The organism is Rhizobacter sp. P2_G4, from assembly GCF_056403575.1.
In genome coordinates this window covers 1-26,542 of sequence record NZ_JBFUFG010000019.1, presented here as the reverse complement: position 1 = coordinate 26,542, position 26,542 = coordinate 1, and the positions used below count along the sequence as shown (strand labels likewise).

The window sequence follows — 26,542 nt, the reverse complement described above, 5'->3', positions numbered from 1 at the left end:
CTGAGCCCAGCGCAAGGAACTGACTCCATGACACCGGCCAACCTGCTCGAATTCGACCTCGACGGATTGGCCGCGTTTTGCGAGCAGCTGGGTGAGAAGCGCTTTCGCGCCACCCAGTTGTATCGCTGGATCCATCAAAAAGGCGCGGCCGACTTCACGGCCATGTCCGATCTCGCCAAATCGCTGCGCGACAAGCTTGCCGGCGTGGCGGTCGTGCAACCGTTCGCTGTGGTCAGCGAGCAGGCCTCGACCGACGGCACCATCAAATGGTTGTTCGACGTGGGCGGCGGCAATGCGGTCGAAACCGTGTTCATTCCCGAAGACGACCGCGGCACGCTGTGCGTTTCTTCCCAGGCCGGCTGTGCGGTCGGCTGCCGCTTCTGCTCCACCGGCCACCAAGGTTTCAGCCGCAACCTCACCACGGGTGAGATCGTCGCTCAGCTCTGGTTCGCCGAGCACCACCTTCGGCAAAGGCTCCAGCTGGCACCCGGTGAGCGCGCCATCACCAACGTCGTGATGATGGGCATGGGAGAGCCGCTGCAGAACTACTCGGCCCTCGTGCCCGCGCTGCGCGTGATGCTCGACGACCATGGCTATGGCTTGTCGCGTCGTCGTGTGACGGTGTCGACCTCGGGCGTGGTGCCGATGATCGATCGCCTGCGTGACGACTGCCCGGTGGCGTTGGCCGTGTCGCTGCACGCACCCGATGATGCGTTGCGCGACGACTTGGTGCCGCTCAACCGCAAGTACCCGATCGATGAATTGCTGCAGGCCTGCGGGCGTTACCTGGACAAGGCGCCGCGCGACTTCATCACCTTCGAATACTGCATGCTCGATGGCGTGAACGACACACCGGAGCATGCCCAGGCACTGGTGAAGCTGAGCCAGCGCATCGCCTGCAAATTCAACCTCATTCCATTCAACCCGTTCCCGCAATCGGGCCTGAAGCGCTCGCCGCGCGAGCGCGTGACCGCGTTTGCGCGCGTGCTGCAAGAGGCGGGCGTGGTCACCACCGTTCGCAAGACACGCGGCGACGACATCGATGCTGCCTGCGGCCAGCTCGCCGGCGAAGTGCAGGACCGCACCAACGCAGCCAAGCGGATGACCCGCGCGCCCATCCAGATCCATCGCAAGCCCCTCGAACCCGCAGCCATCCCCCCTGGAGAACCTCACCCATGACCTTGGGACGCAGTTGGACAGCTATCGCTTGCTGGGTGCTCAGTGTTCTTGTGGCGGGTTGCGCGATGCCGCCGCCGTCCAACGGCGACACCAAGGACCGCATGACCGAGTCCGACCAGACGGATGCGAGCAAGCGTGCGAACGTCCGCATGGAGCTGGCCAGCGCCTATTTCAGCCGTGGCCAGCTCACGACGGCGCTCGATGAAGTCAAGCAAGCCCTGGCAGTGAACCCCAACCTTGGCGAGGCCTACAACCTGCGCGGCCTCATCTACGCTGGATTGAACGACGACGTGCTGGCGCAAGAAAGCTTCAAGCGTGCACTGCAGATCAACCCCAGCGATGGCGACAGCATGCACAACTACGGCTGGTACCTGTGCCAGCAGAAGCGCTACGACGAAGCCGAGGCGCTGTTTGCCCGTGCCATTGCGTTGCCGCAGTACCTGGGCACGAGCCGCACCATGCTGACCAGCGGCGTGTGCCAAGCCCGCTCGGGCAAATGGGCGGAGGCGGAAAACACCCTCAGCAAAGCCTACGAACGCGACCCGTCGAACCCGGCCACCGCGGTGAATCTGTCTGAAGTGCTGCTTCACCGCGGCGAGGCCGAGCGCGCCCGCTTCTACATTCGCCGCGTGAATGCCGTGGCCAACCAGTCGAATGCCCAGACGCTTTGGCTCGCCGCGCGCATCGAGATGAAACTCGGCAACCGCACGGCGGCCAACGAGTTCGGGCTGCAGTTGCGCAATCGCTTCCCGCAATCCCGCGAATCCTCTGCCTTCGACCGAGGGCAGTTCAATGAGTGATTCGCAGCTCAGCGAACCACCGCAGGCCGCCGTCACTGCAGGCAGTTTGCTGCGGCAGGCTCGCATGGCCAAGGGGCTGCACATCGCTGCCCTGGCCACGTCGATCAAGGTGGCACCACGCAAGCTTGAGCTGTTGGAGAGCGACCGTTTCGACGAACTGCCGGGCGCTACCTTCACGCGTGCGCTGGCGCAGACGGTGTGCCGCTCGCTGAAGATCGATGCAGCCCCGGTGCTGGCGCTGTTGCCATTGCCGGCCGACCAGAGCCTGTCTCAGATGAGCCTGGGTTTGAACGCTCCGTTTCGTGACCGGCCCGGTCGCCGCGTGCCAAGCGACCTTCAGTTCCTGAAGAGTCCGGTGGTGCTCGGTGCTGCCATGCTTGTTGTGGCCAGCGGAATGTTGTACTTGTTGCCCGCGGGTTGGCTCAGCGATGCGACACAACGCGCCATGACCGGTGCAGAACGGATGGCTGCCGCGCCAACACCCGCTCCGGTGGCCGATGCGGCATCGGTTTCGGTGCTCGAAGCAGCACCTGCCGCGTCGACGGTGGTGGTTGAAACAGTGCAGATTGCTTCGGCTGCCGCGCCTGCTGCCGCTTCCGCTGCTCCTGCTGAAGCTGCAGCGTCTGTTCCCGCCCCCGCCCTTGTTGCCGCACCCGCCGCTGCGACATCAGGCGCTCTTTTGTTGCGCACCAGCGCCGAGTCATGGGTCGAGGTAATCGATGGGCGTGGTTCACCGCTCCTGTCGCGCATGCTGCAACCCGGAGAAACCGTGGGCCTTGATGGGGCATCACCGCTGCGGGTGAAAATCGGCAACGCGTCGGCCACGCAAGTCTCGTTCAGGGGCAGGGCGGTCGAGTTGACGCCCACGCGCGACAACGTGGCCAAGCTCGAACTCAAGTGACTGCCATGAACCACGCCATGCCCCACGCTCTCGCCGCCCTCGACGATTTCATCGAGCCCGCGATACCCGCCAGCCGGCGTTCGCGGCAAGTCGATGTGCGCTGGGGCTCGCGCACCGTCACGCTGGGCGGTAATGCGCCAGTGCGGGTGCAGTCGATGACCAACACTGACACGGTCGACGTGATCGAGACTGCCATCCAGGTGAAGGAATTGGCTGTGGCCGGCTCCGAGCTGGTACGCATCACCGTCAACACGCCCGAGGCGGCTGCCGCGGTGCCGCACATTCGCGAGCAACTCGACCGCATGGGCATCGACGTGCCGCTGGTGGGCGACTTCCATTACAACGGCCACCGTTTGCTGACCGACTTCCCGGCGTGTGCCGAAGCCTTGTCGAAGTACCGCATCAACCCCGGCAACGTTGGCAAGGGCGACAAGCGGGATCGCCAGTTCGCCCAGATGGTCGAAGTGGCCGCCAAGTACGACAAGGTGGTGCGCATCGGTGTCAACTGGGGCAGCCTCGACCAGGAGCTGCTCGCGCAGATGATGGACGACAACGGCAAGCTGACCGAGCCGTTCGAGCCTCAGCAGATCATGTACCGGGCCATCATCACCTCGGCCATCGAATCGGCCCGCCGCGCCGAAGAGGTCGGGCTGAGCGCAGACAAGATCGTGCTGTCTTGCAAGATGTCGGGCGTGCAGGATCTGGTCTCGGTGTACCGCGCATTGTCCAAGCGCTGCGACTACGCCTTGCACCTGGGGCTGACCGAGGCGGGCATGGGCACCAAGGGCACGGTGGCTTCCACGGCGGCGTTGTCGCTGCTGCTGCAAGAGGGCATTGGCGACACCATTCGCGTGTCGCTGACACCGCAGCCGGGCGAGGCTCGCACGCAGGAAGTCGTCGTCGCGCTCGAGATTCTGCAGTCGCTGGGCTTGCGCTCCTTCAACCCCAGCGTGACGGCATGCCCAGGCTGCGGGCGCACCACCAGCACCACCTTCCAGGAGATGGCCAAGTCGATCGACGACTACTTGCGCGCGCAGATGCCGGTGTGGCGCGCGCGGTATCCGGGCGTCGAGAAGATGAAGGTGGCGGTGATGGGCTGCATCGTCAACGGTCCCGGCGAAAGCAAGCACGCCGACATCGGCATCAGCCTGCCCGGCAATGGCGAGGCCCCGGCCGCGCCGGTGTTCATCGATGGCGAGAAGGCGCTCACGCTGCGCGGGCCTGCCATTGCAGAAGAGTTCCAGGCGCTGGTCGAGAACTACATCGAAAAGCGCTACGGCGCTGCCACCACCCAGCATTCGACCGCGCCGGCCTGAGGGGCCCGGCGCACGCTGTCTGCCGCTCCGTCGACAAGGCGGTGCTTCTGGTTCGACTCAACCCAACTTTTGCAAATGGCCAACAACAACATCGCCCTGCAGGCCGTGAAGGGCATGAACGACATCCTGCCGCCCTCGGTGCCACGCACCGACAAGCTGCCGGACTCCGCCCTCTGGGCCTGGTTTGAAACGACGGTGCGCACGGTGCTGTCGCGCTACGGCTACCAGTACCTGCTGACGCCCATCGTCGAGCCGACGGCCTTGTTCGTGCGCGGGCTGGGCGAGGTGACCGACATCGTCGAGAAGGAGATGTATTCCTTCACCGATTCGATGAACGGCGACAAGCTCACTTTGCGCCCGGAGGCGACGGCTGGCATCGTGCGTGCGATGGTCGAGCACAACGCGCTCTACAACGGCCCGCTGCGCATCTGGACCATGGGACCGATGTTCCGTCATGAACGTCCGCAGAAGGGGCGCTATCGCCAGTTTCACCAGCTCGACGTGGAAGCCCTTGGGTTTGCCGGCCCCGACGTTGACGCCGAGATGATTCTGATGGCGCGCAGCCTGTGGCGTGCGCTCGGTCTCATCGAAGGCCAGCACGTCAGGCTCGAACTCAACAGCCTTGGCCAACCCGACGAGCGTCGTGCTCATCGCGAGGCATTGATTCGCCACTTCGAGCAGAACGCCGCTGTCCTCGATGAGGACAGCAAGCGCCGCCTGCACAGCAACCCGCTGCGCATCCTCGACACTAAGAACCCTGCGATGCAGGCGATGGTGGAGGCCGCCCCTCAATTGATGGATTTCCTCGGCGAGGCATCGTTGGCGCACTTCAACGCGGTGCGTGCGATTCTCGATGCGGCGGGCTTGGCCTACCGCATCAACCCGCGGCTCGTGCGCGGCATGGACTACTACAACCTCACCGTGTTCGAGTGGGTGACCGACCATCTGGGCTCGCAGGGCACCGTGTGCGGCGGCGGCCGCTACGACGGTCTGCTGGAGCAGCTGGGCGGCAAGCCTGCACCGGCCGTCGGCTTCGGCCTCGGCATCGAACGCCTGTTGCTGCTGATGATGGAACTCGCGTTGCCGGTACCCAGTGCCGCGCCGCGTGCCTATGCCATCGTCCCGTCTGCCCAGGCGATGCCGCAGGCAATCGCCGTGCTGGAACAGCTACGCCACGCCGGTGTCTCGGTGCTGATGCATGCCGGCGGCGGTGGTATGAAGGCGCAGTTCAAGCGCGCTGACGCGAGTGGTGCGCAGTACGCCTTGATCTTCGGCGATGACGAGCTGGCCCGTGGCGAAGTGGCGATGAAGTCGCTGCGCGATACCGCCGTGCCGCAGCGAAGCTTGCCGCTTGCCAACGCAGCCGATTGGGCTGCCGAACTGCTCAACGCATAATCCTCTATTCGTCTGAAAGATCATTCTCATGGCCACGCATCTCGACCTCGAAGAACAAGAACAGCTCGACCAGCTGAAGGCTTTCTGGAAGCAGTACGGCAACCTCATCACCTGGGTGCTGATCCTGGCACTGGCCGGTTTTGCTGGCTGGACGGTGTGGCACAACTGGCAGCGAGACCAGGCCGTCAAGGCTGGCGCGCTCTACGACGAGCTCAACAAGGCTGCCCAAGCGGGTGACCTGGACAAGACCGCACGAGTTTTCGCGGACATCAAGGAGCGTTTCCCGCGCACCGGTTACGCGCAGCAGGGTGCCTTGCTCGCCGCCAAGCTTCAGTTCGAGAAGGGGCAGGCCGACGCAGCCCGCGCCACGCTGACCTGGGCCAGCGAGAGCGCCACCGAAACCGAGTACCGCACCGTGGCCCGCCTGCGCCTCGCCGGGTTGCTGCTCGATCAGAAGAAATATGACGAGGCGCTGAAGCAACTCGACGGGGCAGATGCCAAGGAGTTTGCCGCGCTCGTGGCCGACCGCCGCGGCGACGTGCTGCTCGCGCAAGGCAAGACCGAAGAGGCAAAAACCGCTTACACCCTGGCCTGGAAGACGATGGACGAAACGGTCGAATATCGCCGCCTGATCGAATCCAAGCTCGCGGCCTTGGGCGCTGCCGTCAGTGCGGAGCCTGCCAAGGCCGCTGCCAGCGCGGGGGCTGGTCAATGAGCTTGGGCAAGAGGGCCTTTCGACGCTGGGCAGGGTTGGCCGTTGTTGGCTTGTTGCTGGCCGGTTGTTCCAGCACGCCCAAGCCCGATCCCACACCGCTGGAGCCGCTCACGCCCCAGGTGGCGGGCCGTCAGGTCTGGAAACAGAGCATTGGCACAGTTAAGTTTCCGCTGGCTGTTGCGGTGAACGGCTCGACCTTCACGGTCGCCGACGACGGCGGCACCGTGATGGCGCTTCAGGCCGACACGGGCGCCGAGCAGTGGCGCGCGGAGATCGGCGACAAGCTCAGTGCCGGCGTCGGCAGCGACGGACGCTTTGCCAGCGTAGTGACGCGTGACAACGTGCTCGTTACGCTCGAAGCCGGCAAGGAAAAGTGGCGCCAGCAATTGCCGTCGCGCGTGGTGACGGCGCCGCTGGTGGCGGGCGAGCGTGTGTTCGTGCTCGCGGTCGACCGTACGGTGACGGCGTTCGATGCGCTTGACGGCCGCAAGCTGTGGTCCTTCCAACGCCCGAACGACGCCCTCACGCTGGCCAGCCCCGGCGTGCTGGTGCCCTACAAAGACACGCTGGTCGTCGGGCAAGGGCCCAAGATGGCGGGCCTCGATCCGCTGAAGGGCTCGCTTCGCTGGGAGGCTACTGTCGCAGCGCCTCGTGGTACCAACGAGGTGGAGCGACTGGCCGATCTCGTTGGACCTTCGGCCCGTGTCGGCGAGGTGATCTGCGCACGGGCCTTCCAGTCGGCCGTGGCCTGTGTGAATGCCGAGCGAGGCAGCCCGGTGTGGACGCGCAATGCCGGCGGCGTGACTGGCGTCGGCGCTGATGCACAAATGGTCGTCGGCACCGACGCTTCTGACCGCATCTCCGCATGGCGTATCGCCGACGGCACCATCGCGTGGACGGTCGAAAAGCTGCTCTACCGCAACCTGACCGCGCCCCTCGGCGTGGGCAAGGCCTTTGTCATGGGCGACGTCGAGGGCATGGTGCACTGGTTTGCGAGCGAGACCGGCGCGCCTGTGCTTCGCCTGCCCACCGATGGCAAGCCGATCCAGGTGGCGCCAGTGGCGTCCGGGCTGACGCTGCTCGTGGTCACGCGAGATGGCGGGCTCTTCGCCTTCCGCCCTGAATGAAACTCGCACCATGAAACCCGTGATTGCGGTGGTCGGACGGCCCAACGTGGGCAAGTCCACCCTGTTCAACCGCATGACCAAGAGCCGCGACGCCATCGTGGCCGACTTCGCCGGCCTCACTCGCGATCGGCACTATGGCGAYGGCCGCCTGGCCGACCGGGAGTACATCGTCATCGACACCGGCGGCTTCGAGCCCGACAGCTCCACGGGCATCGTCAAAGAGATGGCCAAGCAGACGCGGCAGGCCGTGGCCGAGGCCGACGCGGTGATCTTCGTGGTGGACATCCGCACCGGCGTGTCAGCGCAAGACCATGACATCGCGCGTTACCTGCGCTCGGTCAACAAAAAGGTCTTCCTCGCGGCCAACAAGGCCGAAGGCATGGTCGACTCGCCGTTGCTGGGGGAACTGTACGAGTTGGGCATGGGTGAGCCGCACCCGATCTCGTCCGCACACGGGCAGGGCATTCGCAGCCTGCTCGATGCGGTGCTCGAAGGCTTCGAACCCGATCCAGAGCCTCAAGAGACGCCCGAGAACGCCCCGATCCGCCTCGCCGTGGCGGGCCGGCCGAACGTCGGCAAGTCGACCCTCATCAACACCTGGCTGGGCGAAGAGCGGCTGGTGGCCTACGACCAGCCGGGCACGACGCGCGACGCGATCACGGTGCCTTTCGAGCGCCATGGCCAGAAGTTCGAACTGATCGACACCGCGGGCTTGCGCCGCAAGGGCAAGGTCTTCGAAGCGATCGAGAAGTTTTCAGTCGTTAAGACGTTGCAGGCGATCGCCAGCGCCGATGTCGTGCTTCTGTTGCTCGACGCCACCCAGGGCGTGACAGAGCAGGACGCCCACATCGCCGGCTACATCCTCGAAAGCGGCCGGGCGGTGGTGCTGGCCGTCAACAAATGGGATGCCATCGACGACTACCAGCGCGAAACGCTGGAGCGCTCGATCGCCGCGCGCCTGGCCTTTTTGAAGTTTGCCGCGGTGCTGCGTATCTCGGCGCTTAAGCGCCAGGGGCTGGGGCCGGTCTGGCAGGCGATTGCCGATGCGCATGCCTCGGCCAATCGCAAGATGAGCACCCCGGTGCTGACGCGCCTGCTGCAAGAGGCGGTGGAGTTCCAGACGCCGAAGCGGGCTGGCGCTTTCCGGCCCAAGATGCGTTACGCGCACCAAGGCGGGATGAACCCGCCCTTGATCGTCATCCACGGCAATTCGCTGGAGCACGTTACAGACGTCTACAAGCGCTTCCTGGAAGCCCGTTTCCGAGAGCACTTCAAGCTGGTGGGCACACCGCTGAAAATCGAGCTTCGCTCGTCGAAGAATCCCTTCGCCGACAAAGACTAGGCTCATTGGCGGCAATTGCGGCGCCGCCGCACAGCCCTGTGTTAACGTGCCTTCTTCATTCACTTTCCATCACGGAGCATATCGTGAGCAACAAAGGGCAGCTTCTACAAGACCCATTTCTGAACCTGCTTCGCAAGGAGCATGTTCCGGTGTCGATCTACCTTGTGAACGGCATCAAACTTCAGGGCCACATCGAATCTTTCGACCAATATGTGGTGCTGCTCCGCAATACCGTGACGCAGATGGTTTACAAGCACGCCATCTCCACCGTGGTGCCGGGTCGTGCGGTGAATTTCCACGCCGCCGAAACGCCGGAGCAGACCTGAAAGCCAGGCGGCACCTGCCGAGGCGGTACTTACCTTGACTGCAGCGGCACCCACCGCCACCTCGGTGGCGGGCGACCTCCCTCGCGCCATTCTGGTGGGCGTCGATTTCGGGGGCAAATCCCACTTCGATGCCAGCCTCGACGAACTGGCTCTGCTGGCCGAATCAGCGGGCGACGTGCCTGTGGCGCGTGTGATCGCGCGGCGCAAGGCACCTGATCCTGCGCTCTTCATCGGGTCGGGCAAAGCCGACGAGATCAAGGCCTTGGTCCTCGGCCATCAAGCCGAAGCCGTGCTGTTCGACCAGGCCCTGTCGCCAGCGCAACAGCGCAACCTCGAACGCCATCTCGGCGTGGCGGTGGCAGACCGCACGATGCTCATCCTCGAGATCTTCGGAGCCCGTGCGCAAAGCCACGAGGGCAAGCTGCAAGTTGAACTGGCCCGCCTGCAATATCTCTCCACCCGCCTTGTGCGCCGCTGGAGCCACCTCGAGCGCCAGCGCGGTGGCATTGGTACGCGTGGTGGCCCGGGCGAAGCGCAGATCGAACTCGACCGTCGGATGATCGGCGAGCGCATCAAAACGGTGAAAGAGCGGCTGGTGCGTGTCAAGCGCCAGCGTGGCACGCAGCGCAAATCGCGCGAGCGAAGCGGCACCTTCCGCGTCTCACTGGTGGGCTACACCAACGCCGGCAAGTCGACGCTGTTCAATGCACTGGTCAAGGCGCGCTCTTACGCGGCTGACCAGTTGTTTGCGACGCTCGATACGACCACACGCCAGCTGTACCTCGAAGATGTGGGGCGCTCGGTATCGTTGTCAGACACGGTCGGCTTCATTCGCGATCTGCCGCACAAGCTGGTCGAGGCGTTCGAAGCCACGCTGCAAGAAGCGGCCGAGGCCGATCTGCTGCTGCATGTGGTGGACGCGGCAAGCCCGGTGCTCGATGAGCAGATCGCTGAAGTCCAGCGGGTGCTGCACGATATCGGCGCGGACAGCATTCCGCAGATCCTCGTCTACAACAAGCTCGATAATCTTGAAGAATCGCAGCAGCCTCGGGTCGTGAGCGACGTGCAGGAGCTGGACGGTGGGGTGCATGTCCCCCGTGTCTTCGTGAGCGCGCTGCAGGGAACTGGATTGATTGAACTGCGGCGCCTGTTGTCGGTCGCAGTCACCGGCGGTTTGTCTGCTGACTTGAACCTTGCCGAGATGGCCTCACCTCATGCCTCGCTGGACGATCCCACCGATGAACTTCCCGATTCAGCGCACAGAAGACAACTCTGACACCTCTATGACCATGAGCGCTCCCTCCCCCAAGTTCTCGCGTTTCGCCAGCAGGGCGTTCGACGTGGCGGCTGCTGTGTGGGCCTTGATCGGTGGCCTCGGTGCCGCCACGCGTCGCCGTCTCGGCGGCCATCCAACGCTCGTGCTCAACAGCGGCGGACGTGGTGACGGGCCGCCTGATCTGGACGAACTCTGGCGCGACTTCAATCGCAAGCTGAGCGGCCTCTTCGGCGGCAAGGGCGGACAGCGACCCAATGGCCCGGGCAACGGTGGCCCCAACTTCCAGCCCGACATGAAGAACGCTGGCATCGGCGTGAGCCTCGTGGCAGGTGTCATCGTATTGATCTGGGGTGCCAGCGGCTTCTTCATCGTGCAAGAAGGCCAGCAGGCCGTGGTCACGTCTTTCGGCAAGTACAGCCACACGGTGGATGCCGGCTTCAATTGGCGCTTTCCGTATCCGTTCCAGGCGAACGAGGTCGTGCCGGTCACGCAACTGCGCTCTGTGGAAGTAGGACGCAATGCGGTCGTCCAAGCCACTGGCCTGCGCGAGTCGTCGATGTTGACGAAGGACGAGAACATCGTCGACATCCGCTTCACGGTGCAATACAACTTGAAGGACGCCCGCGCTTATCTGTTCGAAAACAAGAACCCCGACGAAGCGGTGATTCAAGCCGCGGAATCGGCGGTGCGCGAGATCGTCGGTAAGAGTGAGATGGATTCGGTGCTGTACGAGCAGCGCGATGCGATTTCGATCCAGTTGATCAAGTCGGTGCAGGCGCAGCTCGACCGGCTGAATACGGGCATCCTGATCGTGAACGTCAACGTGGGCAGCGTTCAAGCGCCGGAGCAGGTCCAGGCGGCGTTCGACGACGCTTTCCGTGCTGGCGCTGACCGCGAGAAGGCAAAGAACGAAGGCCAGGCTTACGCCAACGATGTGATTCCCAAGGCCCAAGGCAGTGCGGCACGTCTGCACGAGCAGGCTGAGGCCTACAAGGCACAAGTGATCGCACGGGCTGAAGGTGACGCGCAGCGTTTCAATCGCGTGCTCGCCGAGTACCAAAAGGCGCCGGGTGTCACGCGGGATCGCATCTACGTCGACACGATGCAGCAGATCTACTCCAGCGTGACCAAGGTGATGGTCGACAGCCGCAACAACTCCAACCTGTTGTACCTGCCGCTCGACAAGCTGATCCAGCAGTCCGGTGCCGCGCCTACGCAGGTGCCTGTCGTGCCCTCCACGCCGGCACCTGATAGCAGTTCGGCCGGTTCAGGCACCGCAGACATTCGCCTGCGTGACGGGCAACGCAGCCGCGATCGCGACGCACGCTGAGACGGCAGGGAACAAGAACATGAATCGAATCGGAACAATCGCGATCGGCGCCTTGGTGGTGCTGATGTTGGTGTACTCCACACTGTTTATCGTCGACCAGCGGCAGTTCGCAGTGATCTATGCACTCGGTGAGATCAAGGAAGTGATCTCCGAGCCTGGCCTGAAGTTCAAGCAGCCTCCGCCGCTGCAGAACGTGGTCTTTCTCGACCGCCGCATGCAAACGCTGGATAGCCCGGAAACCCGCCCGATCTTCACCGCCGAGAAGAAGAGTCTGGTGATCGACTGGCTGATCAAGTGGCGGATAACCGAACCACGCCAATTCATCCGCAACAACGGCACCGACATGCGCAATGTCGAAGCCCGCCTGAGCCCGATCGTGCAAGGCGCCTTCAATGAAGAGGTGACCAAGCGCACGGTGCAGGCCATGCTCTCCACCGATCGCGACAACGTGATGCAAGGGGTACGCAAGCGTCTCGCCGATGAGGGCAAGGCCTTCGGCATCGAAATCGTCGATGTGCGCATCAAGCGGGTCGATTTCTCCTCCAACATCACGAGTTCGGTCTATGGACGCATGGAGTCCGAACGCAAGCGCGTGGCGAATCAACTGCGCTCCACCGGTTTCGCCGAAGCCGAAAAGATTCGCGCCGATGCAGAACGGCAGCGTGACGTGATCCTCGCCAACGCCTATCGCGACGCGCAGACGATCAAGGGCGACGGCGATGCAAAGGCTTCTGCGCTGTACGCCGACGCATTTGGCCGTGACCCGCAGTTCGCCAAGTTCTACCGCAGCCTGGAGGCGTACCGCACGAGCTTCCAGAACAAGTCGGACGTGATCGTGGTGGACCCATCGAGCGAGTTCTTCAGGGCCATGCAAGGCGAGGGTGGCTCAGCATCATCCGCCAGGGCCGCTGCGAAGAAGTAGGCCGGCGCGCCGATGTCGTTGGATTTGCTGTTGAGCGCTCTGGCGCTCATGCTTGTGGTCGAAGGGCTTTTGCCGTTCTTGAGCCCGCCGACGTGGCGCAAGGTGTTTGAGCGAGCGATCCAGATGAGTGACGGGCAGATCCGTTTTCTCGGGCTGAGCAGCATGATTGCTGGCTTGACGGCGCTGCTGCTTTTCTGGCCCTGACCGTCAGCTGGTTGGCTGCACAACGTCGGCCGGTACAATCTCTTTTTTAATCCCCCGGTCATTTCACATGTCGTCTGCTTGGCTGCTGCCCGAGCACATTGCCGATGTCCTGCCCGCGCAGGCCAGACGCATTGAAGAACTCCGTCGCGATCTGCTCGACGGCGCTCGCGGCTATGGGTTCGAATTGGTCATGCCGCCGCTGCTGGAGCATCTGGACTCCCTGCTTTCCGGCACGGGCCGCGAACTCGACCTGAAGACTTTCAAGCTGGTCGACCAGCTCAGCGGCCGCACGCTGGGCGTGCGAGCCGATACGACGTCGCAAGTGGCGCGCATTGACGCACACCTTCTCAATCGCCATGGCGTGACACGGCTGTGCTACTGCGGCCCCGTGCTGCACACCCGGCCTGACGGGCTGCATGGAACGCGCGAGCCGCTGCAGTTCGGTGCAGAGATCTACGGCCATGCCGGCCTCGAGGCCGATCTGGAAGTCCAGGAGCTTGCGCTCGATGGCCTTCAGCGCGCTGGCGTTTCTCAGCTCGCGCTGGACATGGGCGACGCGCGCATCGTGCGAGGCCTGTTGGCCGACCTGCCGCTCGATACCGCGGCGCTCGCCCAGATTTACGCGGCGCTGGCCACCAAGGACCAGGCAGCGATGGAAGTTCAGGCCGCGCGTTTGCCTGCCCCGGCTCGGCATGGCATGCAAGCCTTGCTTCGACTCTACGGGGGCGAAGACGTGCTTCAAGCCGCACGGCGTGAGTTGCCGGCTCACCCCCTGATCAGCGCGGCCCTCGATGACATGGAATGGCTGGCTCGGCACCTGCGGCAGGCTTATCCGCTAGTGCACATCGGTTTCGATCTGGCTGATCTGACGGGCTACGCGTATTACAGCGGGGCACGGTTTGCAGTCTATGCAGCAGGTTCCAGCGATGCCGTAGTGCGCGGTGGCCGCTACGACGAAGTGGGCGCGGTGTTCGGCCGCAACCGCCCCGCAGCCGGCTTCAGCATGGACTTGAAGCAACTCGTGTTGCTCACGCCGTCTCGCATCATGCGTCCCGCGATCCGCGCCCCATGGGGCGAAGACGCTGCTCTGAGGGCCGCCATCCGCAGCTTGCGGGAGCAGGGCGAGTCGGTGGTCTGCATCTTGCCGGGGCACGGACACGAGGGCGAAGAATTCGCCTGCGATCGCGAGCTGGCGCTGGTGGACGGGCAATGGCTCGTGCGCTCGCTCTGACGCACCTCCTAATTTTCAAGCAACGGACAATCAAGCAATGCAACAGAAGCGCAGCGGCCATAACGTGGTCGTGGTGGGCACCCAGTGGGGTGACGAAGGCAAGGGCAAGGTCGTCGACTGGCTGACCGACCACGCCCAAGCCGTGGTGCGGTTCCAAGGCGGGCACAACGCCGGTCACACGCTCGTGATCAAAGGCGTGAAGACGGCCTTGCAACTGATCCCGTCGGGGATCATGCGTGAGGGTGTGGCGTGCTACATCGGCAATGGTGTGGTGGTCGATCCGAGCCATTTGCTGAGCGAGATCGAACGACTGGAAGCCATTGGCGTGGAAGTGCGTTCGCGCTTGTTCGTCAGCGAGTCATGTCCCCTGATCCTGCCGTTCCACGTGGAGGTCGACAAGGCGCGCGAGGCGCTGCGCGAGACGAGTGGCGCCGGCAAGATCGGCACTACCGGCAAGGGCATCGGCCCGGCCTACGAAGACAAGGTGGCACGGCGTGCGATGCGCGTGCAAGACCTGAAGCATCCCGAGCGTTTCGCAAAGAAGCTTCACGAATTGCTGGAGTTGCACAACTTCGCACTGGCTGGATACCTGCAGTCGAAGCCGCTGGAGTTCCAGCCCATCTTCGACCACGCAATGAAGGTGGCCGAGCAGCTCAAGCCTATGTTGGCCGATGTGGGCTACATGCTCTACACGGCGCACCAGCAGGGCGCCAACATCCTGTTCGAAGGCGCGCAAGGCACCTTGCTCGACATCGACCACGGCACCTACCCGTACGTGACCTCGAGCAACTGCGTGGCGGGTAACGCGTCGGCTGGTGCGGGTGTCGGGCCAGACTTTCTGCACTACATCCTGGGCATTACTAAGGCCTACACCACGCGCGTCGGCAGCGGCCCCTTCCCGACCGAGCTCGACATGGTGGTGCCCGGCACGGTCGGCCACCACTTGTCAACTGTGGGCCAGGAGCGTGGCACCGTCACGGGACGGCCGCGCCGTTGTGGCTGGCTCGATGCTGCGCTGCTCAAGCGCTCGAAGATCATCAATGGAATCTCGGGTCTGTGCATCACCAAGCTCGACGTGCTGGACGGTCTGCCTGAGATCAAGGTCTGCGTGGGCTACGAACTCAACGGCAAGCGCATCGATATCTTGCCGCTGGATGCCGATGAGATCGAGGCCTGCGTCCCAATCTACGACACCTTCCCAGGTTGGACCGAGAAGACCGCCGGCATCACGCAATGGGACAAGTTGCCGCTGAACGCGCGTCGCTACTTGGAGCGTGTGCAGGAGTTCATCGGTGCGCCGATCGACATGGTGTCCACCGGGCCGGACCGTGAGCACACGATCTTGCTGCGCCACCCTTATCAAGCCTGAAGCCAAGGAACTTCGACATGCTGACCGACGACGGCAAACACCTCTACGTCTCCTGGGACGAGTACCACATGCTGATCGAGCGCCTGGCGCTCAAGGTCGATGCTTCGGGCTGGCAGTTCGACCAGATCCTGTGCCTGGCGCGTGGCGGCATGCGCCCGGGCGACGTGTTGTCGCGCGTGTTCGACAAGCCGCTGGGCATCATGTCGACTAGTTCATACCGGGCGGAAGCGGGCACGATCCAGGGCCGTCTCGACATGGCAAAGTACATCACCTTGCCAAAGGGCGAACTCGCGGGCAGGGTGCTGCTGGTCGACGACCTGGCCGATTCGGGCGTCACCCTGCGTGCGGTGGTCGACCGCTTGCGCGGCATGCCTTCGATCACTGAGCTGCGGTCGGCGGTGATCTGGACCAAGGGCGTCTCGAGCTACACGCCCGACTACTACGTCGAGTTGCTGCCCACGAGCCCCTGGATCCACCAGCCGTTCGAAGAGTACGACGACCTCAGGCCTGAGGGCCTGGCAAAGAAGTTTGCGATTTGACGGCAAACGTACGAACATCAAGGCCGCGATGAATCTCACGATCAGCGGCTTTGCGTCTCTTAGTACATCTCTCAGTCAACCACATCACGTGGTACCCAACAAAAAGGCCCGCACTTGCGTGCGGGCCTCGTTGGTTTCATCTTTATCTTGGTGCCCAGGAGAGGACTCGAACCTCCACGGAGTTACCCGCTAGTACCTGAAACTAGTGCGTCTACCAATTCCGCCACCTGGGCATTTCAGGAAGTCTTGGATCATATCATCAAACAAACAAATTTCTCAAACGCTTCAGCCATCGGTACCGAATTGATGAGCGAAGTCGAAGGCACCGTGCAAGGTCATCGCGATGGTCACGGGTTTCTCGTGCGCGACGATCGTCAAGCCGATCTCTATCTGTCTCCCCAAGAGATGCGTGCGGTGTTGCATCGCGACCGCGTGAAAGCGCGGGTGATCCGCTATGACCGCAAGGGCCGGCCGGAAGGGCGCGTGCTCGAAATCCTCGAACGCAAGAAGGCGCCGATCATCGGCCGCTTGTTGCACGAGAGCGGCATCTGGCTCGTCGCACCCGAAGACAAGCGCTACGGGCAAGACATCATGGTGCCGAAGAATGCGATCGCCAACGCGACCGTGGGGCAGGTGGTGGCCATCGAGCTCACCGAGCCCCCATCGTTGTATTCACAACCGATGGGCCGCGTGACCGAAGTGCTGGGCGAGATTGACGACCCCGGCATGGAGATCGAGATCGCCGTGCGCAAGTACGAAGTGCCGCATCGCTTCTCGTCCGAAACGCAAGCCCAGGCGGCGAGCCTGCCGGACAAGATCCGGCCGACCGACCGCAAGGACCGCATCGACCTCACCGATGTGCCTCTCGTCACCATCGACGGAGAAGACGCGCGCGACTTCGACGATGCGGTGTACTGTGAGCCGATCAAGACCGGCCGAGGCAAGACTGCCTTCGAAGGCTGGCGCCTGGTGGTCGCGATCGCCGACGTGAGCCACTACGTGAAGCCTGGCGAACCCATCGATGACGACGCTTACGAGCGTGCGACCTCGGTGTACTTTCCCCGGCGTGTCATCCCCATGCTGCCGGAGAAGCTCTCCAACGGGTTGTGTTCGCTGAACCCGAACGAAGACCGCTTGGCCATGGTGTGCGACATGCTGATCACACAGGCCGGCGAGATCCATGCTTACCAGTTCTTTCCGGCAGTGATCTGCTCGCATGCTCGATTCACCTACAACGAAGTGGCAGCCATCTTGTCCAACACACGGGGGCCGGAGGCGGCGCGTCGCAAGGACCTGGTGCCGCATCTGTTGCACCTTCACGAGGTCTATCGTGCCCTGCTGAAGGAGCGCGCCAAGCGCGGTGCTGTCGACTTCGAGACGACCGAAACGCAGATCGTCTGCGATGACAACGGCCGCATCGAGAAGATCATCCCGCGTACGCGCACCGAAGCACACAAGCTGATCGAAGAGGCCATGCTGGCAGCCAACGTCTGCTCGGCCGACTTCATTGCGCAGGCCAAGCACCCTGCGCTGTACCGCGTACATGAAGGGCCGACCCCCGAAAAGAAAACGCTGCTGCAGAACTACCTGAAGCAGCTGGGGCTGGGCTTGAGCATCAGCGACGATCCGAAGCCGGGCGAGTACCAGGTGATCGCGGCCGCAACCAAGGACCGGCCGGACGCCCAGCAGATCCACACCATGCTGCTGCGTTCCATGCAGCAGGCCATCTACACCGGGACCAACAGCGGCCACTTCGGGTTGGCGTATGAGGCTTACACGCACTTCACCAGCCCCATCCGCCGTTACCCCGATCTGCTGGTTCATCGGGTGATCAAGGCGCTGTTGCAAGGCAAGCGCTACAACCTTCTGACGGGTGCGATCGAGGCCGCCTCCAAGGCGCGCAAGAGCGCTGCGGCCGAAGACGAACAGTGGGAAGCCGTTGGTGCGCATTGCAGCGCCAACGAGCGGCGTGCCGACGAAGCCTCACGCGATGTGGAAGCCTGGCTCAAGTGCCGCTACATGCGCGAGCACCTCGGCGAAGAGTTCGGCGGCACGGTGAGCGCGGTCACCAGCTTCGGCTTGTTCGTCACGCTCGACGGCTTGTACGTCGAAGGGCTGATCCACATCACCGAACTGGGCGGCGAGTACTTCCGCTTCGACGAAGCGCGCCAGGAGCTGCGTGGCGAACGCTCAGGCGTGCGTTACGCCGTGGGTTCGCGTGCGCGGGTGCAGGTGAGTCGTGTCGATCTTGATGGCCGCAAGATCGACTTCCGCATGGTGCATGAGGGCGACGAGACCGCGCTCGTCATCCGTGCCAAGCGCGACAAGGCGGGAGTGGAGAAGGGCTCCGGCCCGGTTGCTGAACTGGCTGCCGTGAAGGAAGCCGATCGGGCGGTCAAGGCTGCAACCAAGGCTCGCAAGAACACAGCTGCCGGCAAGAAGAGTGCGCCGCATCCGGTACGTGCAGCGAAGTCGGCCGCACGCCAATCGACAGGCAAGGCGAGCCGCCGCCGTTGATCAGCGTGGCGATGCTGCGTGCATCGCCTCGATCAAATCGGCAGCGAGCAATGGTGTCGTCGTGCAGAGGTCTGCGGCATGGCCGTGCAGCCAGGTGGCTTGCCGCGCTGCTTGCAGCGCATTGCTGCGCGTAGCCGACCAGCACCCGCCCAGCCAGCCGGCGAGCACGTCGCCGGTGCCAGCCGTCGCCAGTGAGGCGTTGCCGGTGGCGTTGATCCATGGTGCGCATCCTGGCGAGGCAATCACCGAACCCGACCCTTTGAGAATGACCGTGCAGGCAAAGCGATCGGCAATTTGCTGGGCGGCGGCCAGGCGATTGGCCTGCACGGCGCTCGTGTTGATGTTCAGCAGGCGAGCTGCTTCCAGCGGGTGAGGTGTCAGCACCGTGCCTTTGCCATGAGGCAGGCGGGCGGCGAGCAGATGCTGCAATGAGGTGTCTGAGGCGATCGCGTTGAGCGCATCGGCATCGAGCACCAAGCGCCCCGCTGAACTCAGCAGCCTGGGCAAGACAGCACGCACAGCATCACCCCCGCCGCACCCGCTGACTACCGTAGCCTGGCTCAGCGTCTGACTCGACTCTTGCCACCACGAAGGCCGGAACAACAATTCAGGACGTTGTGGGTCGAGCGCCAAGGCGCCGCCGTCGAGAAGGTTCACGTGGACCCGGCCTGCACCAGCCCCGTGAGCGGCACGGGCGGCCAGCAGCGCTGCGCCGGTCATGCCGGGCGCGCCTCCGACGACAGCGACGTCGCCGAAGCTGCCCTTGTGTTGCGCATGCTGGCGTGTCGCCACGCGCTTCGCTGTTGCGCTGAGTTTCGCCGTGAGCGACGCAGAGTCGGGCTCGATGCCGAGGGCGTCGAGCCACACTTCGCCAACGTGATCGCGCCCCGACCCCGTGAACAGGCCCGGCTTGAGGGTGAGCAGCGCCAGGGTGTGCGTCGCCACGACGCAATGCTCGCCGTGAGCTTGACCCGTGTCTGCATTCAGGCCCGACGGCAGATCGATGGCGAGCACCGGGCAAGTGAGGGCGTTGAGCTGGCGAATCCATTCGGCGAGTGCTGCATCCGGCGGCCTGTTGCTGCCCAGCCCCAGCAGCGCATCGATCGCGATGTCTGGCACTTTGCTCGGCGTTCGTTCGGGCGAAATCGTCACGCCCGCGGCGAGCGCCCGTTCGAGCGCCGACCGCGCATCAGAGGGCAGCCGCGCGATGTCGGCAGCGAGTGTGACTTCGACGTCGATACCCGCTGCGTGCAGATGCATCGCAGCCTCCAGTCCGTCGCCGCCGTTGTTGCCAGGCCCGCAAGCCACCCAAGCGCTGCGCATGTGGGGGCACAGCGCACGAGCCAGCGCCGCCACCGCGGCGCCGGCACGCCGCATCAGCGCATGGGGTTCTGTACCGGCCAGCGCGTGCTGCTCGATCTGCCGGGATGCCGCAATGCCATGCAGGGGCCAGTCACAAGAGGCCGGGAGGATGCGTTCCATCGACACCTGCCCTCAACGATGCAAACGGCTGATACCCAAGCCTTCGAGATCGATCCCGGGGGCGCGGGCATCGATGGAATCAGCCACCACGCGAGCCGACCCACAAGCCAGCGCCCAGCCGCTGGATCCGTGGCCCAGATTGAGCCACACGCCAGGCAAGCCGCTGGCACCGAGTACTGGAGGGCCATCGGGCAGCATGGGCCGTGCACCTTTCCAGACCTGCGCTTGGCTCATGTGGGCCGCACCAGGAAACCAATCGTTGAGGACCTTGTACAAGGTAGCGAGCGCGGCTTTGTTGTGGCGCTCGGGTCGTCCACCCAGCTCGGCGCCGCCGGCCACGCGAACCCGGGCACCAAGGCGGCTGATGGCCACCTTGTAGCGCTCGTCCATCACGGCCGCATGGGGGCCGAAGTCTGGGTGCGCCTCGATCTTGCGCAGTGGTGCGGTGACGGAGTAGCCGTGAATGGGCGCCAGCGGCAGCCTGATGCCGTGCGGCCGGAGCAGGTCGGTGGCACCCATCGCGGCGCAAACCAGCACGGCGTCGAAGCTCTCCGTTTCGGGCTCGAAAGGAGCCACGTCGGTCGCGGGGCCATCGCGCGTTGCATCTGCATTCAGCCAGGTGGACTCCTCGAGTGGCGAGTACACCTTGGTCAGGCGCGGCGTCTTTCCTGGCTCCAGGGACTGGACCCTGGTGTGAAAGCGGAACGTGGCGCCCAGCTGCTCGGCTTCGTCGCGCATCAGCAGCGCGAACTGGCGGCAGTTGCTCACCTCGTCGTGGGCGAGGTGGATGCCTGCATGCAGCGGGGTGTCCGGGTTGAGCCCAGGTTCGGCCTTGCGGCATTGAGGGGCGTCGAGCATTTCGAAGCGCACGCCCATGTCGGTGAGCAGCGCGAGGCCGTGCTTGGCTCGCGCCGCATCTCTGGCGGAACGCAGCAGCACCAAGTAGCCTTCGGCGCGCTCGTAGTCGAGCTGCAGCGAATGCGTGAGGTGGCGCAGACGCTCTTTGCTGTAGAGCGCCAGGCGATGCATGCGAGCGCGGTTGCTTCGATGACTGTGTTGGCCACAGGCGCGCCACCAGCGCCACATCCAGCCCAGAGTGCCTGCGCTCAGGCGAGGGTTGATGCGCACGGCCGAGTGGCTGCTGAACAGTTGGCGCATCACTTGCCAAGACATACCGGGCGCAGCCCAAGGCGTCACGTAGCCCGGCGCCACCACGCCGGCGTTCGCAAAACTCGTCTCGGCGGCGACGCTGCCGCGGCGCTCGAACACGGTGACTTCGTGGCCATCGGCCGCGAGTTCGTAGGCAGACGTGACGCCGACGATGCCGGCGCCGATCACGGCAACGCGCATCAGTGAGCCCTTTCGGCGAGCGCGCTTTCGATCGCGAGTGAGACGTCGAGCACGGTGTCGTCCTGCAGGCCGTGGCTCCAGACCATCAGACCGACAGGGAGTTCGCCGGCCTGATGGCAAGGCAAGGAGAGGGCGCAGCCATCGAGCATGTTGACGACCGATGGGTTGCGGAGCAGCAGGGCGTTGGCGGCGAAGAACGCCTCGTCGGTGACCAGACTGGCGATGGTGGGCGCGACGATGGGCACGGTCGGGCTGAGCAGGGCGTCGAAGTGCTGCAGCGTGCCTGTCATGCGGGCGATCCAGTCCTTGCGGGCCTGCAGCAAGGTGATGTAGTCGGCTGCGGTCATGGTTTCACCGCGGCGGATGCGCAGCGCCACCCGTGGGTCGTAGTCGGCTTGACGCTGCGTGATCAGCGGCCGATGCCAAGCCCAGCTTTCGGCGGCAGAGAAGCCGCCAGTCGCATTGATCGATGCCAGTTCATCGATTGGCAAGGCGGTGTTGTCAATGCGGACGCCAGCGCTACGCAGCGCAGCGAGGGTGCGCTCGAATGCCTTGGCCACGGTGGCATCCATGCCCTCAAGCAATAGTGTGGGGACGCCCAGGCGCAGCGAACTGAGCGGGCGCTTCGCCAGCGACACGCGCCGGTCGGCCAGCACTTCATGCAGCAAGATGGCGTCACGTACCGAGCGCGTGATGGCGCAAGCCGTGTCCAGCGTGGTCGACAACGGAACGGCGCCCTCGGTCGGAGTCAGCCGGGCGGTGTTCTTGAAGCCCACCAGCCCTTGCAATGCAGCAGGGATCCGAATCGAGCCGCCGGTGTCGGAGCCGAGTRCCGCCCAGGCTGCGCTACTGGCCACCGAGACGCCGCCACCGGAGGTGGATCCACCGGGAATACGCAGCTGTGGATCGACGGGCGCGGTGCCCGCGTTCGGCGGCGTGCCGTGGTGCGGGTTGATGCCCACGCCCGAAAAGGCGAACTCGGTCATGTTGGTATGACCGGTCAGCGCGGCGCCGGCAGCCCGCAAGCGCGCGACGGCGGGGCTGTCGACGGTGGCTGGAGCTGCCTCGGCAAGCACGCGGGACGCCGCGGTGGTCGGTTGAGCTTGAACGTCGAACAAGTCCTTGATACTGACGGCCAGGCCAGCGAGGCGCGGCAGCGGTGCGCCGGCGGCGAGTTGGGCGTCTACAGCCGTTGCCGTGGCGCGAGCCTGAGCGTCGAAGCGGCGGATGTACGTATGAGCGTTGGCGGGTGAATTGGCGCTGGTGATGCTTGTAACGAGCGCATCTGTTGCCGTGAGCCGGCCTTGAAGGATGGCATTGCGGACAGCGGTCAGGTCGTTCGTCATGGATGGGTGAGAAGGCCTGCTATACTCCGCGGGTTTACCTGAGTGCCACTCACGTCGAGCTGGCGTCGGTCAACAAATCGCGAATCTGGCTGTTTAAAGGTGTTGCGAGGCTTCGGAAGAAGTCGCCGCAATTCAGGCCGGATTCTAGAACCAACCTTTGGAGTTCTCATGTCAGTCACCATGCGTGAAATGCTGGAAGCCGGCGTCCATTTCGGACACCAAACCCGCTTCTGGAACCCGAAGATGGCCCCGTACATCTACGGCCATCGCAACAAGATTCACATCATCAACCTCGAGAAGACGCAGCCGCTCTTCAACGACGCGATGAAGTTCATTCGCCAGCTTGCTTCCAAGCGCGGCACCATCCTGATGATCGGCACCAAGCGCCAGGCTCGCGAAGTCATTTCGCAAGAAGCCAAGCGCGCCGGCATGCCCTATGTCGACCAGCGTTGGCTGGGCGGCATGCTGACCAACTTCAAGACGGTCAAGGGCTCGCTGAAGAAGCTGAAGGACATGCAGGCTCAGATCGAGTCGGGCACCGAGATCCGCATCAAGAAGGAAGCGCTGCTGTTCCAACGCGACCTGGCCAAGCTCGAAAAAGACATCGGTGGCATTCAGGACATGAATGCTCTGCCTGACGCACTGTTCGTGATCGACGTGGGCTACCACAAGATTGCCGTGGCCGAAGCCAAGAAGCTCGGCATTCCGGTGATCGGCGTGGTTGACTCCAACCACTCGCCCGAAGGCATCGATTACGTGATCCCGGGCAATGACGACTCGTCGAAGGCTGTGGCGCTGTATGCCCGCGCCGTGGCCGATGCCGTGCTGGAAGGCAAGGCCAACGCCACGAATGACGTGGTTCAGGCCGTGTCTGCCGAAGGCGACGAATTCGTGGAAGTCAGCGAAAACGCCTGAGTCGGTCCCCCGGCTTCACCCTCGCGGTGAGCACAGAAAGGGGCTGCTTCAGCCCCTTTTTTTCAACGCATGAATGATTCCGCGGGCAGCCTGCGCTGTCCCGCCCCAAGCCAAAGGAGATTTTGAATGGCTGCAATTACCGCAAGCATGGTCGCCGAGCTGCGCGCCAAGACCGACGCACCGATGATGGAGTGCAAGAAGGCCCTGACCGAAGCCGAAGGCGACTTCGACAAGGCAGAAGAACTGTTGCGCGTCAAGCTGGGCAGCAAGGCCGGCAAGGCCGCCTCGCGCGTGACGGCTGAAGGCGTGGTCGCCGCGGCAGTCGAAGGGACGACCGGCGCGCTGGTCGAGGTCAACTGTGAAACTGACTTCGTCTCCAAGAACGATGATTTCCTGGCCTTCTCCAAGGCCGTCGCCGAGCTGGTTGCCAAGAGCAACCCGGCGGACGTGACGGCTCTGTCGGCGCTGCCTCTGTCGCAAGCCGGTTTCGGCCCGACCGTGGAAGACGTACGCAAGGGCTTGATCGGCAAGATCGGCGAGAACATCTCGATCCGCCGCTTCCAGCGTTACGCCAACGGCGGCAAGCTCGCCAGCTACCTGCACGGCACGCGCATCGGCGTGATCGTGGAATTCGTTGGCGACGACGTGGCAGCGAAAGACGTGGCCATGCATGTGGCCGCGATGAAGCCGGTGTCGTTGGCTGCCTCCGACGTGCCTGCGACGCTGATCGAAAAAGAGCGTTCGGTTGCGGCGCTGAAGGCTGCCGAATCGGGCAAGCCGGCCGACATCGTCACCAAGATGGTTGAAGGCTCGGTGGCCAAGTACCTGAAGGAAGTCAGCCTGTTCAACCAGGTCTTCGTCAAGGCCGCCGACGGCAAGCAGACCGTCGAGCAGCACCTGAAGTCCGCCAAGACCGAGGTCAAGGCGTTCACCCTGTACGTGGTGGGCGAAGGCATCGAGAAGAAGGTGGACGACTTCGCCGCTGAAGTGGCAGCACAAGTGGCCGCTGCCAAGGGCGCTTGAGCTCTCAGGGCAAGGCCTTCGGGCCTTGCCTTCGCGGATAGACTTCAGCGCAAGCAGCCATTGACCACAAGTCAAATACACGGAGAAAACCGCATGCCCGCTTACAAGCGCATCCTGCTCAAGCTTTCTGGCGAAGCCCTGATGGGCGATGACGCCTATGGCATCAACCGCTCCACCATCGTTCGCATGGTGCGCGAGATCCAGGAAGTGACGCAGCTGGGTTGCGAGGTGGCCGTGGTGATTGGCGGTGGCAACATCTTCCGCGGCGTCGCCGGCGGGTCGGTGGGCATGGACCGCGCGACCGCGGATTACATGGGCATGCTGGCCACTGTGATGAACGCGCTGGCTCTGGCAGACACCATGCGCCAGGAAGGCATGACGGCACGCGTGATGTCTGCCATCGGCATCGAACAGGTGGTCGAGCCCTACGTGCGGCCCAAGGCCTTGCAGTACCTCGAAGAGGGCAAGGTCGTGGTGTTCGCTGCGGGCACRGGGAATCCTTTCTTCACGACCGACACGGCAGCTGCGCTGCGTGGTGCTGAGATCGGCGCTGAAGTCGTTCTCAAGGCCACCAAGGTCGACGGTGTCTACACTGCCGACCCCAAGAAGGACCCGAGCGCCACGCGCTACACGCGGGTCAGTTTCGACGAAGCCATCACGCGCAACCTGCAGGTGCTGGACGCGACCGCGTTCGCACTGTGCCGCGACCAGAAGCTGCCGATCAAGGTGTTCAGCATCTTCAAGGCCGGCGCGCTGAAACGCGTGGTGATGGGCGAGGACGAGGGTACGCTCGTTCACGTTTGATCTCAGGAGTAGCAACATGAGCATTGCAGACATCCGCAACACGGCCGAACAGAAAATGGCCAAGTCGATCGAAGCCTTCAAAGGCGAACTGCAGAAGATCCGCACCGGTCGCGCGCACCCCGGCATCCTCGACCAGGTGCAAGTGGATTACTACGGTTCGATGGTGCCCATCAGCCAGGTGGCCAACGTGACCTTGCTCGATGCGCGCACCATCAGCGTCCAGCCCTGGGAAAAAGGCATGGGCCCGAAGATCGAGAAGGCCATTCGCGAGTCCGACCTTGGCCTGAACCCGGCCGCGCAAGGCGACCTGCTGCGCGTGCCGATGCCCGCCCTGACTGAAGAGCGCCGGCGTGAACTGACCAAGATCGTCCGCAGCGCGGGCGAAGACGCGAAGATTGCTGTGCGCAACTTGCGCCGTGATGGCAACGACCAGGCCAAGAAGCTGTTGAAGGACAAGGAAATCACCGAAGACGACGAGCGCCGTTCGCTCGACGAGGTGCAAAAGCTCACCGACCGCGTGATTGCTGAGATCGACCGCCTGATTTCCGCCAAGGAAGCGGAGATCATGGCCGTCTGAGACGGCTTTGCGCATTCCGTTTGCCAATCCCCAACTGACTCTCGCCGTGGCATCGAATTCTCAGGTTCCACGCCACATTGCCATCGTCATGGATGGCAATGGGCGTTGGGCCAAGAAGCGCTTCATGCCGCGCGTCATCGGCCATAAGCACGGGATGGACGCGCTGGTGGGGGTGGTCCGCGCCTGTGCGGACCGCGGCGTTGAATACCTCACGGTCTTCGCGTTCTCTTCTGAGAACTGGAAGCGCCCGACCGAAGAAGTGTCGGCGCTGATGAATCTGGTTCTGGTGGGGTTGTCCAGGTACCAGGACAAGCTCTCCGAAGAAGGTGTTCGAATCCTTTTCGTTGGCGATCGTTCGCATGTGTCCGACAAGGTGCGGGGTGCCCTGGAAGGTGCAGAGAAGGCCACGGCCGGCAATGGCCGCATCACGCTGTCGGTGGCGTTTGACTACGGTGGCCGGTGGGACATCGTGCAGGCCAGCCGCCAAGCCATCGAGGCGGGCGTGTCGGCTTCGCAGCTTGATGAAGCCACCCTGAGCCGCTTCATGGCCATGAGC

Annotated in this window: 25 protein-coding genes and 1 tRNA gene; 22 read left to right on the top strand and 4 right to left on the bottom strand. The window is 63.8% G+C overall.

Annotation, left to right across the window (positions count from 1 at the left end; genetic code table 11):
- Positions 1–27 precede the first annotated feature (27 nt).
- The 16 genes from rlmN (at position 28) to AC1DYS_RS31285 (ending at position 15,972) form a co-directional block, all read left to right on the top strand.
- Positions 28–1,179 carry a dual-specificity RNA methyltransferase RlmN gene (gene rlmN / locus AC1DYS_RS31360; RefSeq protein WP_477905881.1) on the top strand — a complete coding sequence of 384 codons (1,152 nt, stop codon included), beginning with the start codon at positions 28–30 and terminating at the stop codon, positions 1,177–1,179.
- Entirely contained in the window at positions 1,176–1,979 is an 804-nt protein-coding gene (gene pilW / locus AC1DYS_RS31355) for a type IV pilus biogenesis/stability protein PilW (RefSeq protein ID WP_477905879.1), read from the top strand. Before rlmN ends, pilW begins: the two co-directional genes overlap by 4 nt.
- On the top strand, positions 1,972–2,880 hold the full coding sequence (locus AC1DYS_RS31350) for a helix-turn-helix domain-containing protein (protein ID WP_477905877.1): 909 nt from the start codon (positions 1,972–1,974) through the stop codon (positions 2,878–2,880). The genes pilW and AC1DYS_RS31350 overlap by 8 nt, the downstream gene beginning before the upstream one ends.
- 17 nt (positions 2,881–2,897) lie before the next feature.
- Positions 2,898–4,196, top strand: a complete 1,299-nt coding sequence (gene ispG, locus AC1DYS_RS31345) for a flavodoxin-dependent (E)-4-hydroxy-3-methylbut-2-enyl-diphosphate synthase (protein WP_477905875.1) — start codon at positions 2,898–2,900, stop codon at positions 4,194–4,196.
- A gap of 75 nt (positions 4,197–4,271) precedes the next feature.
- Entirely contained in the window at positions 4,272–5,591 is a 1,320-nt protein-coding gene (hisS, locus tag AC1DYS_RS31340; protein WP_477905873.1) for a histidine--tRNA ligase, read from the top strand.
- A gap of 28 nt (positions 5,592–5,619) precedes the next feature.
- Entirely contained in the window at positions 5,620–6,306 is a 687-nt protein-coding gene (locus AC1DYS_RS31335) for a YfgM family protein (protein ID WP_477905871.1), read from the top strand.
- The gene (gene bamB, locus AC1DYS_RS31330) at positions 6,303–7,433 is read left to right on the top strand and encodes an outer membrane protein assembly factor BamB (RefSeq protein ID WP_477905869.1); all 1,131 of its coding nucleotides are present in this window, start codon (positions 6,303–6,305) and stop codon (positions 7,431–7,433) included. The genes AC1DYS_RS31335 and bamB overlap by 4 nt, the downstream gene beginning before the upstream one ends.
- Before the next feature lie 10 nt (positions 7,434–7,443).
- Positions 7,444–8,775, top strand: coding sequence for a ribosome biogenesis GTPase Der (der, locus tag AC1DYS_RS31325; RefSeq protein ID WP_477905867.1), 1,332 nt, complete (start codon positions 7,444–7,446; stop codon positions 8,773–8,775).
- 83 nt (positions 8,776–8,858) lie between these two features.
- A complete protein-coding gene (gene hfq, locus AC1DYS_RS31320; protein WP_047496328.1) occupies positions 8,859–9,101 on the top strand; it encodes an RNA chaperone Hfq in 243 nt (80 codons plus the stop codon).
- Positions 9,102–9,135: 34 nt separating this feature from the next.
- Positions 9,136–10,377, top strand: coding sequence for a GTPase HflX (gene hflX, locus AC1DYS_RS31315; RefSeq protein ID WP_477905864.1), 1,242 nt, complete (start codon positions 9,136–9,138; stop codon positions 10,375–10,377).
- 13 nt (positions 10,378–10,390) lie between these two features.
- Complete coding sequence (gene hflK, locus AC1DYS_RS31310; RefSeq protein ID WP_477905862.1) at positions 10,391–11,707, top strand: FtsH protease activity modulator HflK; 1,317 nt, start codon at positions 10,391–10,393, stop codon at positions 11,705–11,707.
- A 19-nt stretch (positions 11,708–11,726) separates the two neighbouring features.
- On the top strand, positions 11,727–12,629 hold the full coding sequence (hflC, locus tag AC1DYS_RS31305) for a protease modulator HflC (protein ID WP_477905860.1): 903 nt from the start codon (positions 11,727–11,729) through the stop codon (positions 12,627–12,629).
- Between the two features lie 12 nt (positions 12,630–12,641).
- On the top strand, positions 12,642–12,833 hold the full coding sequence (locus AC1DYS_RS31300; RefSeq protein WP_477905858.1) for a DUF2065 domain-containing protein: 192 nt from the start codon (positions 12,642–12,644) through the stop codon (positions 12,831–12,833).
- A 67-nt stretch (positions 12,834–12,900) separates the two neighbouring features.
- A complete protein-coding gene (locus tag AC1DYS_RS31295; RefSeq protein WP_477905857.1) occupies positions 12,901–14,064 on the top strand; it encodes an ATP phosphoribosyltransferase regulatory subunit in 1,164 nt (387 codons plus the stop codon).
- Between the two features lie 37 nt (positions 14,065–14,101).
- Entirely contained in the window at positions 14,102–15,433 is a 1,332-nt protein-coding gene (locus tag AC1DYS_RS31290; protein ID WP_477905855.1) for an adenylosuccinate synthase, read from the top strand.
- A 17-nt stretch (positions 15,434–15,450) separates the two neighbouring features.
- Positions 15,451–15,972 (top strand): phosphoribosyltransferase, encoded by a 522-nt coding sequence (locus AC1DYS_RS31285; protein WP_047496312.1) that lies wholly within the window; start codon positions 15,451–15,453, stop codon positions 15,970–15,972.
- 148 nt (positions 15,973–16,120) lie between these two features.
- On the opposite strand, the gene AC1DYS_RS31280 is transcribed toward AC1DYS_RS31285, so the two are convergent.
- A tRNA-Leu gene (locus AC1DYS_RS31280) sits at positions 16,121–16,205 on the bottom strand.
- Positions 16,206–16,263: 58 nt separating this feature from the next.
- On the opposite strand from AC1DYS_RS31280, the gene rnr reads away from it, so the two are divergent.
- A complete protein-coding gene (rnr, locus tag AC1DYS_RS31275) occupies positions 16,264–18,489 on the top strand; it encodes a ribonuclease R (protein ID WP_477905914.1) in 2,226 nt (741 codons plus the stop codon).
- Here the strand turns inward: rnr and AC1DYS_RS31270 are convergent, their stop codons facing one another.
- From AC1DYS_RS31270 to AC1DYS_RS31260, 3 genes are read right to left on the bottom strand one after another with little or no spacing between them, the layout of a single operon-like run.
- On the bottom strand, positions 18,490–19,971 hold the full coding sequence (locus tag AC1DYS_RS31270; protein WP_477905853.1) for an NAD(P)H-hydrate dehydratase: 1,482 nt from the start codon (positions 19,969–19,971) through the stop codon (positions 18,490–18,492).
- Between the two features lie 12 nt (positions 19,972–19,983).
- On the bottom strand, positions 19,984–21,321 hold the full coding sequence (locus tag AC1DYS_RS31265; RefSeq protein ID WP_477905851.1) for an FAD-dependent oxidoreductase: 1,338 nt from the start codon (positions 21,319–21,321) through the stop codon (positions 19,984–19,986).
- The gene (locus AC1DYS_RS31260; protein ID WP_477905849.1) at positions 21,321–22,667 is read right to left on the bottom strand and encodes an amidase; all 1,347 of its coding nucleotides are present in this window, start codon (positions 22,665–22,667) and stop codon (positions 21,321–21,323) included. The genes AC1DYS_RS31265 and AC1DYS_RS31260 overlap by 1 nt, the downstream gene beginning before the upstream one ends.
- Positions 22,668–22,835: 168 nt before the next feature.
- Between AC1DYS_RS31260 and rpsB the strand changes: the two genes are divergently transcribed.
- From rpsB to uppS, 5 genes are all read left to right on the top strand, one after another.
- The gene (rpsB, locus tag AC1DYS_RS31255; RefSeq protein WP_477905847.1) at positions 22,836–23,582 is read left to right on the top strand and encodes a 30S ribosomal protein S2; all 747 of its coding nucleotides are present in this window, start codon (positions 22,836–22,838) and stop codon (positions 23,580–23,582) included.
- 126 nt (positions 23,583–23,708) lie between these two features.
- Positions 23,709–24,605, top strand: a complete 897-nt coding sequence (tsf, locus tag AC1DYS_RS31250) for a translation elongation factor Ts (RefSeq protein WP_477905845.1) — start codon at positions 23,709–23,711, stop codon at positions 24,603–24,605.
- A gap of 93 nt (positions 24,606–24,698) precedes the next feature.
- Positions 24,699–25,409, top strand: a complete 711-nt coding sequence (gene pyrH, locus AC1DYS_RS31245) for a UMP kinase (protein ID WP_047496291.1) — start codon at positions 24,699–24,701, stop codon at positions 25,407–25,409.
- Positions 25,410–25,425: 16 nt separating this feature from the next.
- Positions 25,426–25,986 (top strand): ribosome recycling factor, encoded by a 561-nt coding sequence (gene frr, locus AC1DYS_RS31240; protein ID WP_477905843.1) that lies wholly within the window; start codon positions 25,426–25,428, stop codon positions 25,984–25,986.
- A 46-nt stretch (positions 25,987–26,032) separates the two neighbouring features.
- The coding region (uppS, locus tag AC1DYS_RS31235; protein WP_477905912.1) for a polyprenyl diphosphate synthase at positions 26,033–26,542 on the top strand (510 nt) is incomplete at its 3' end.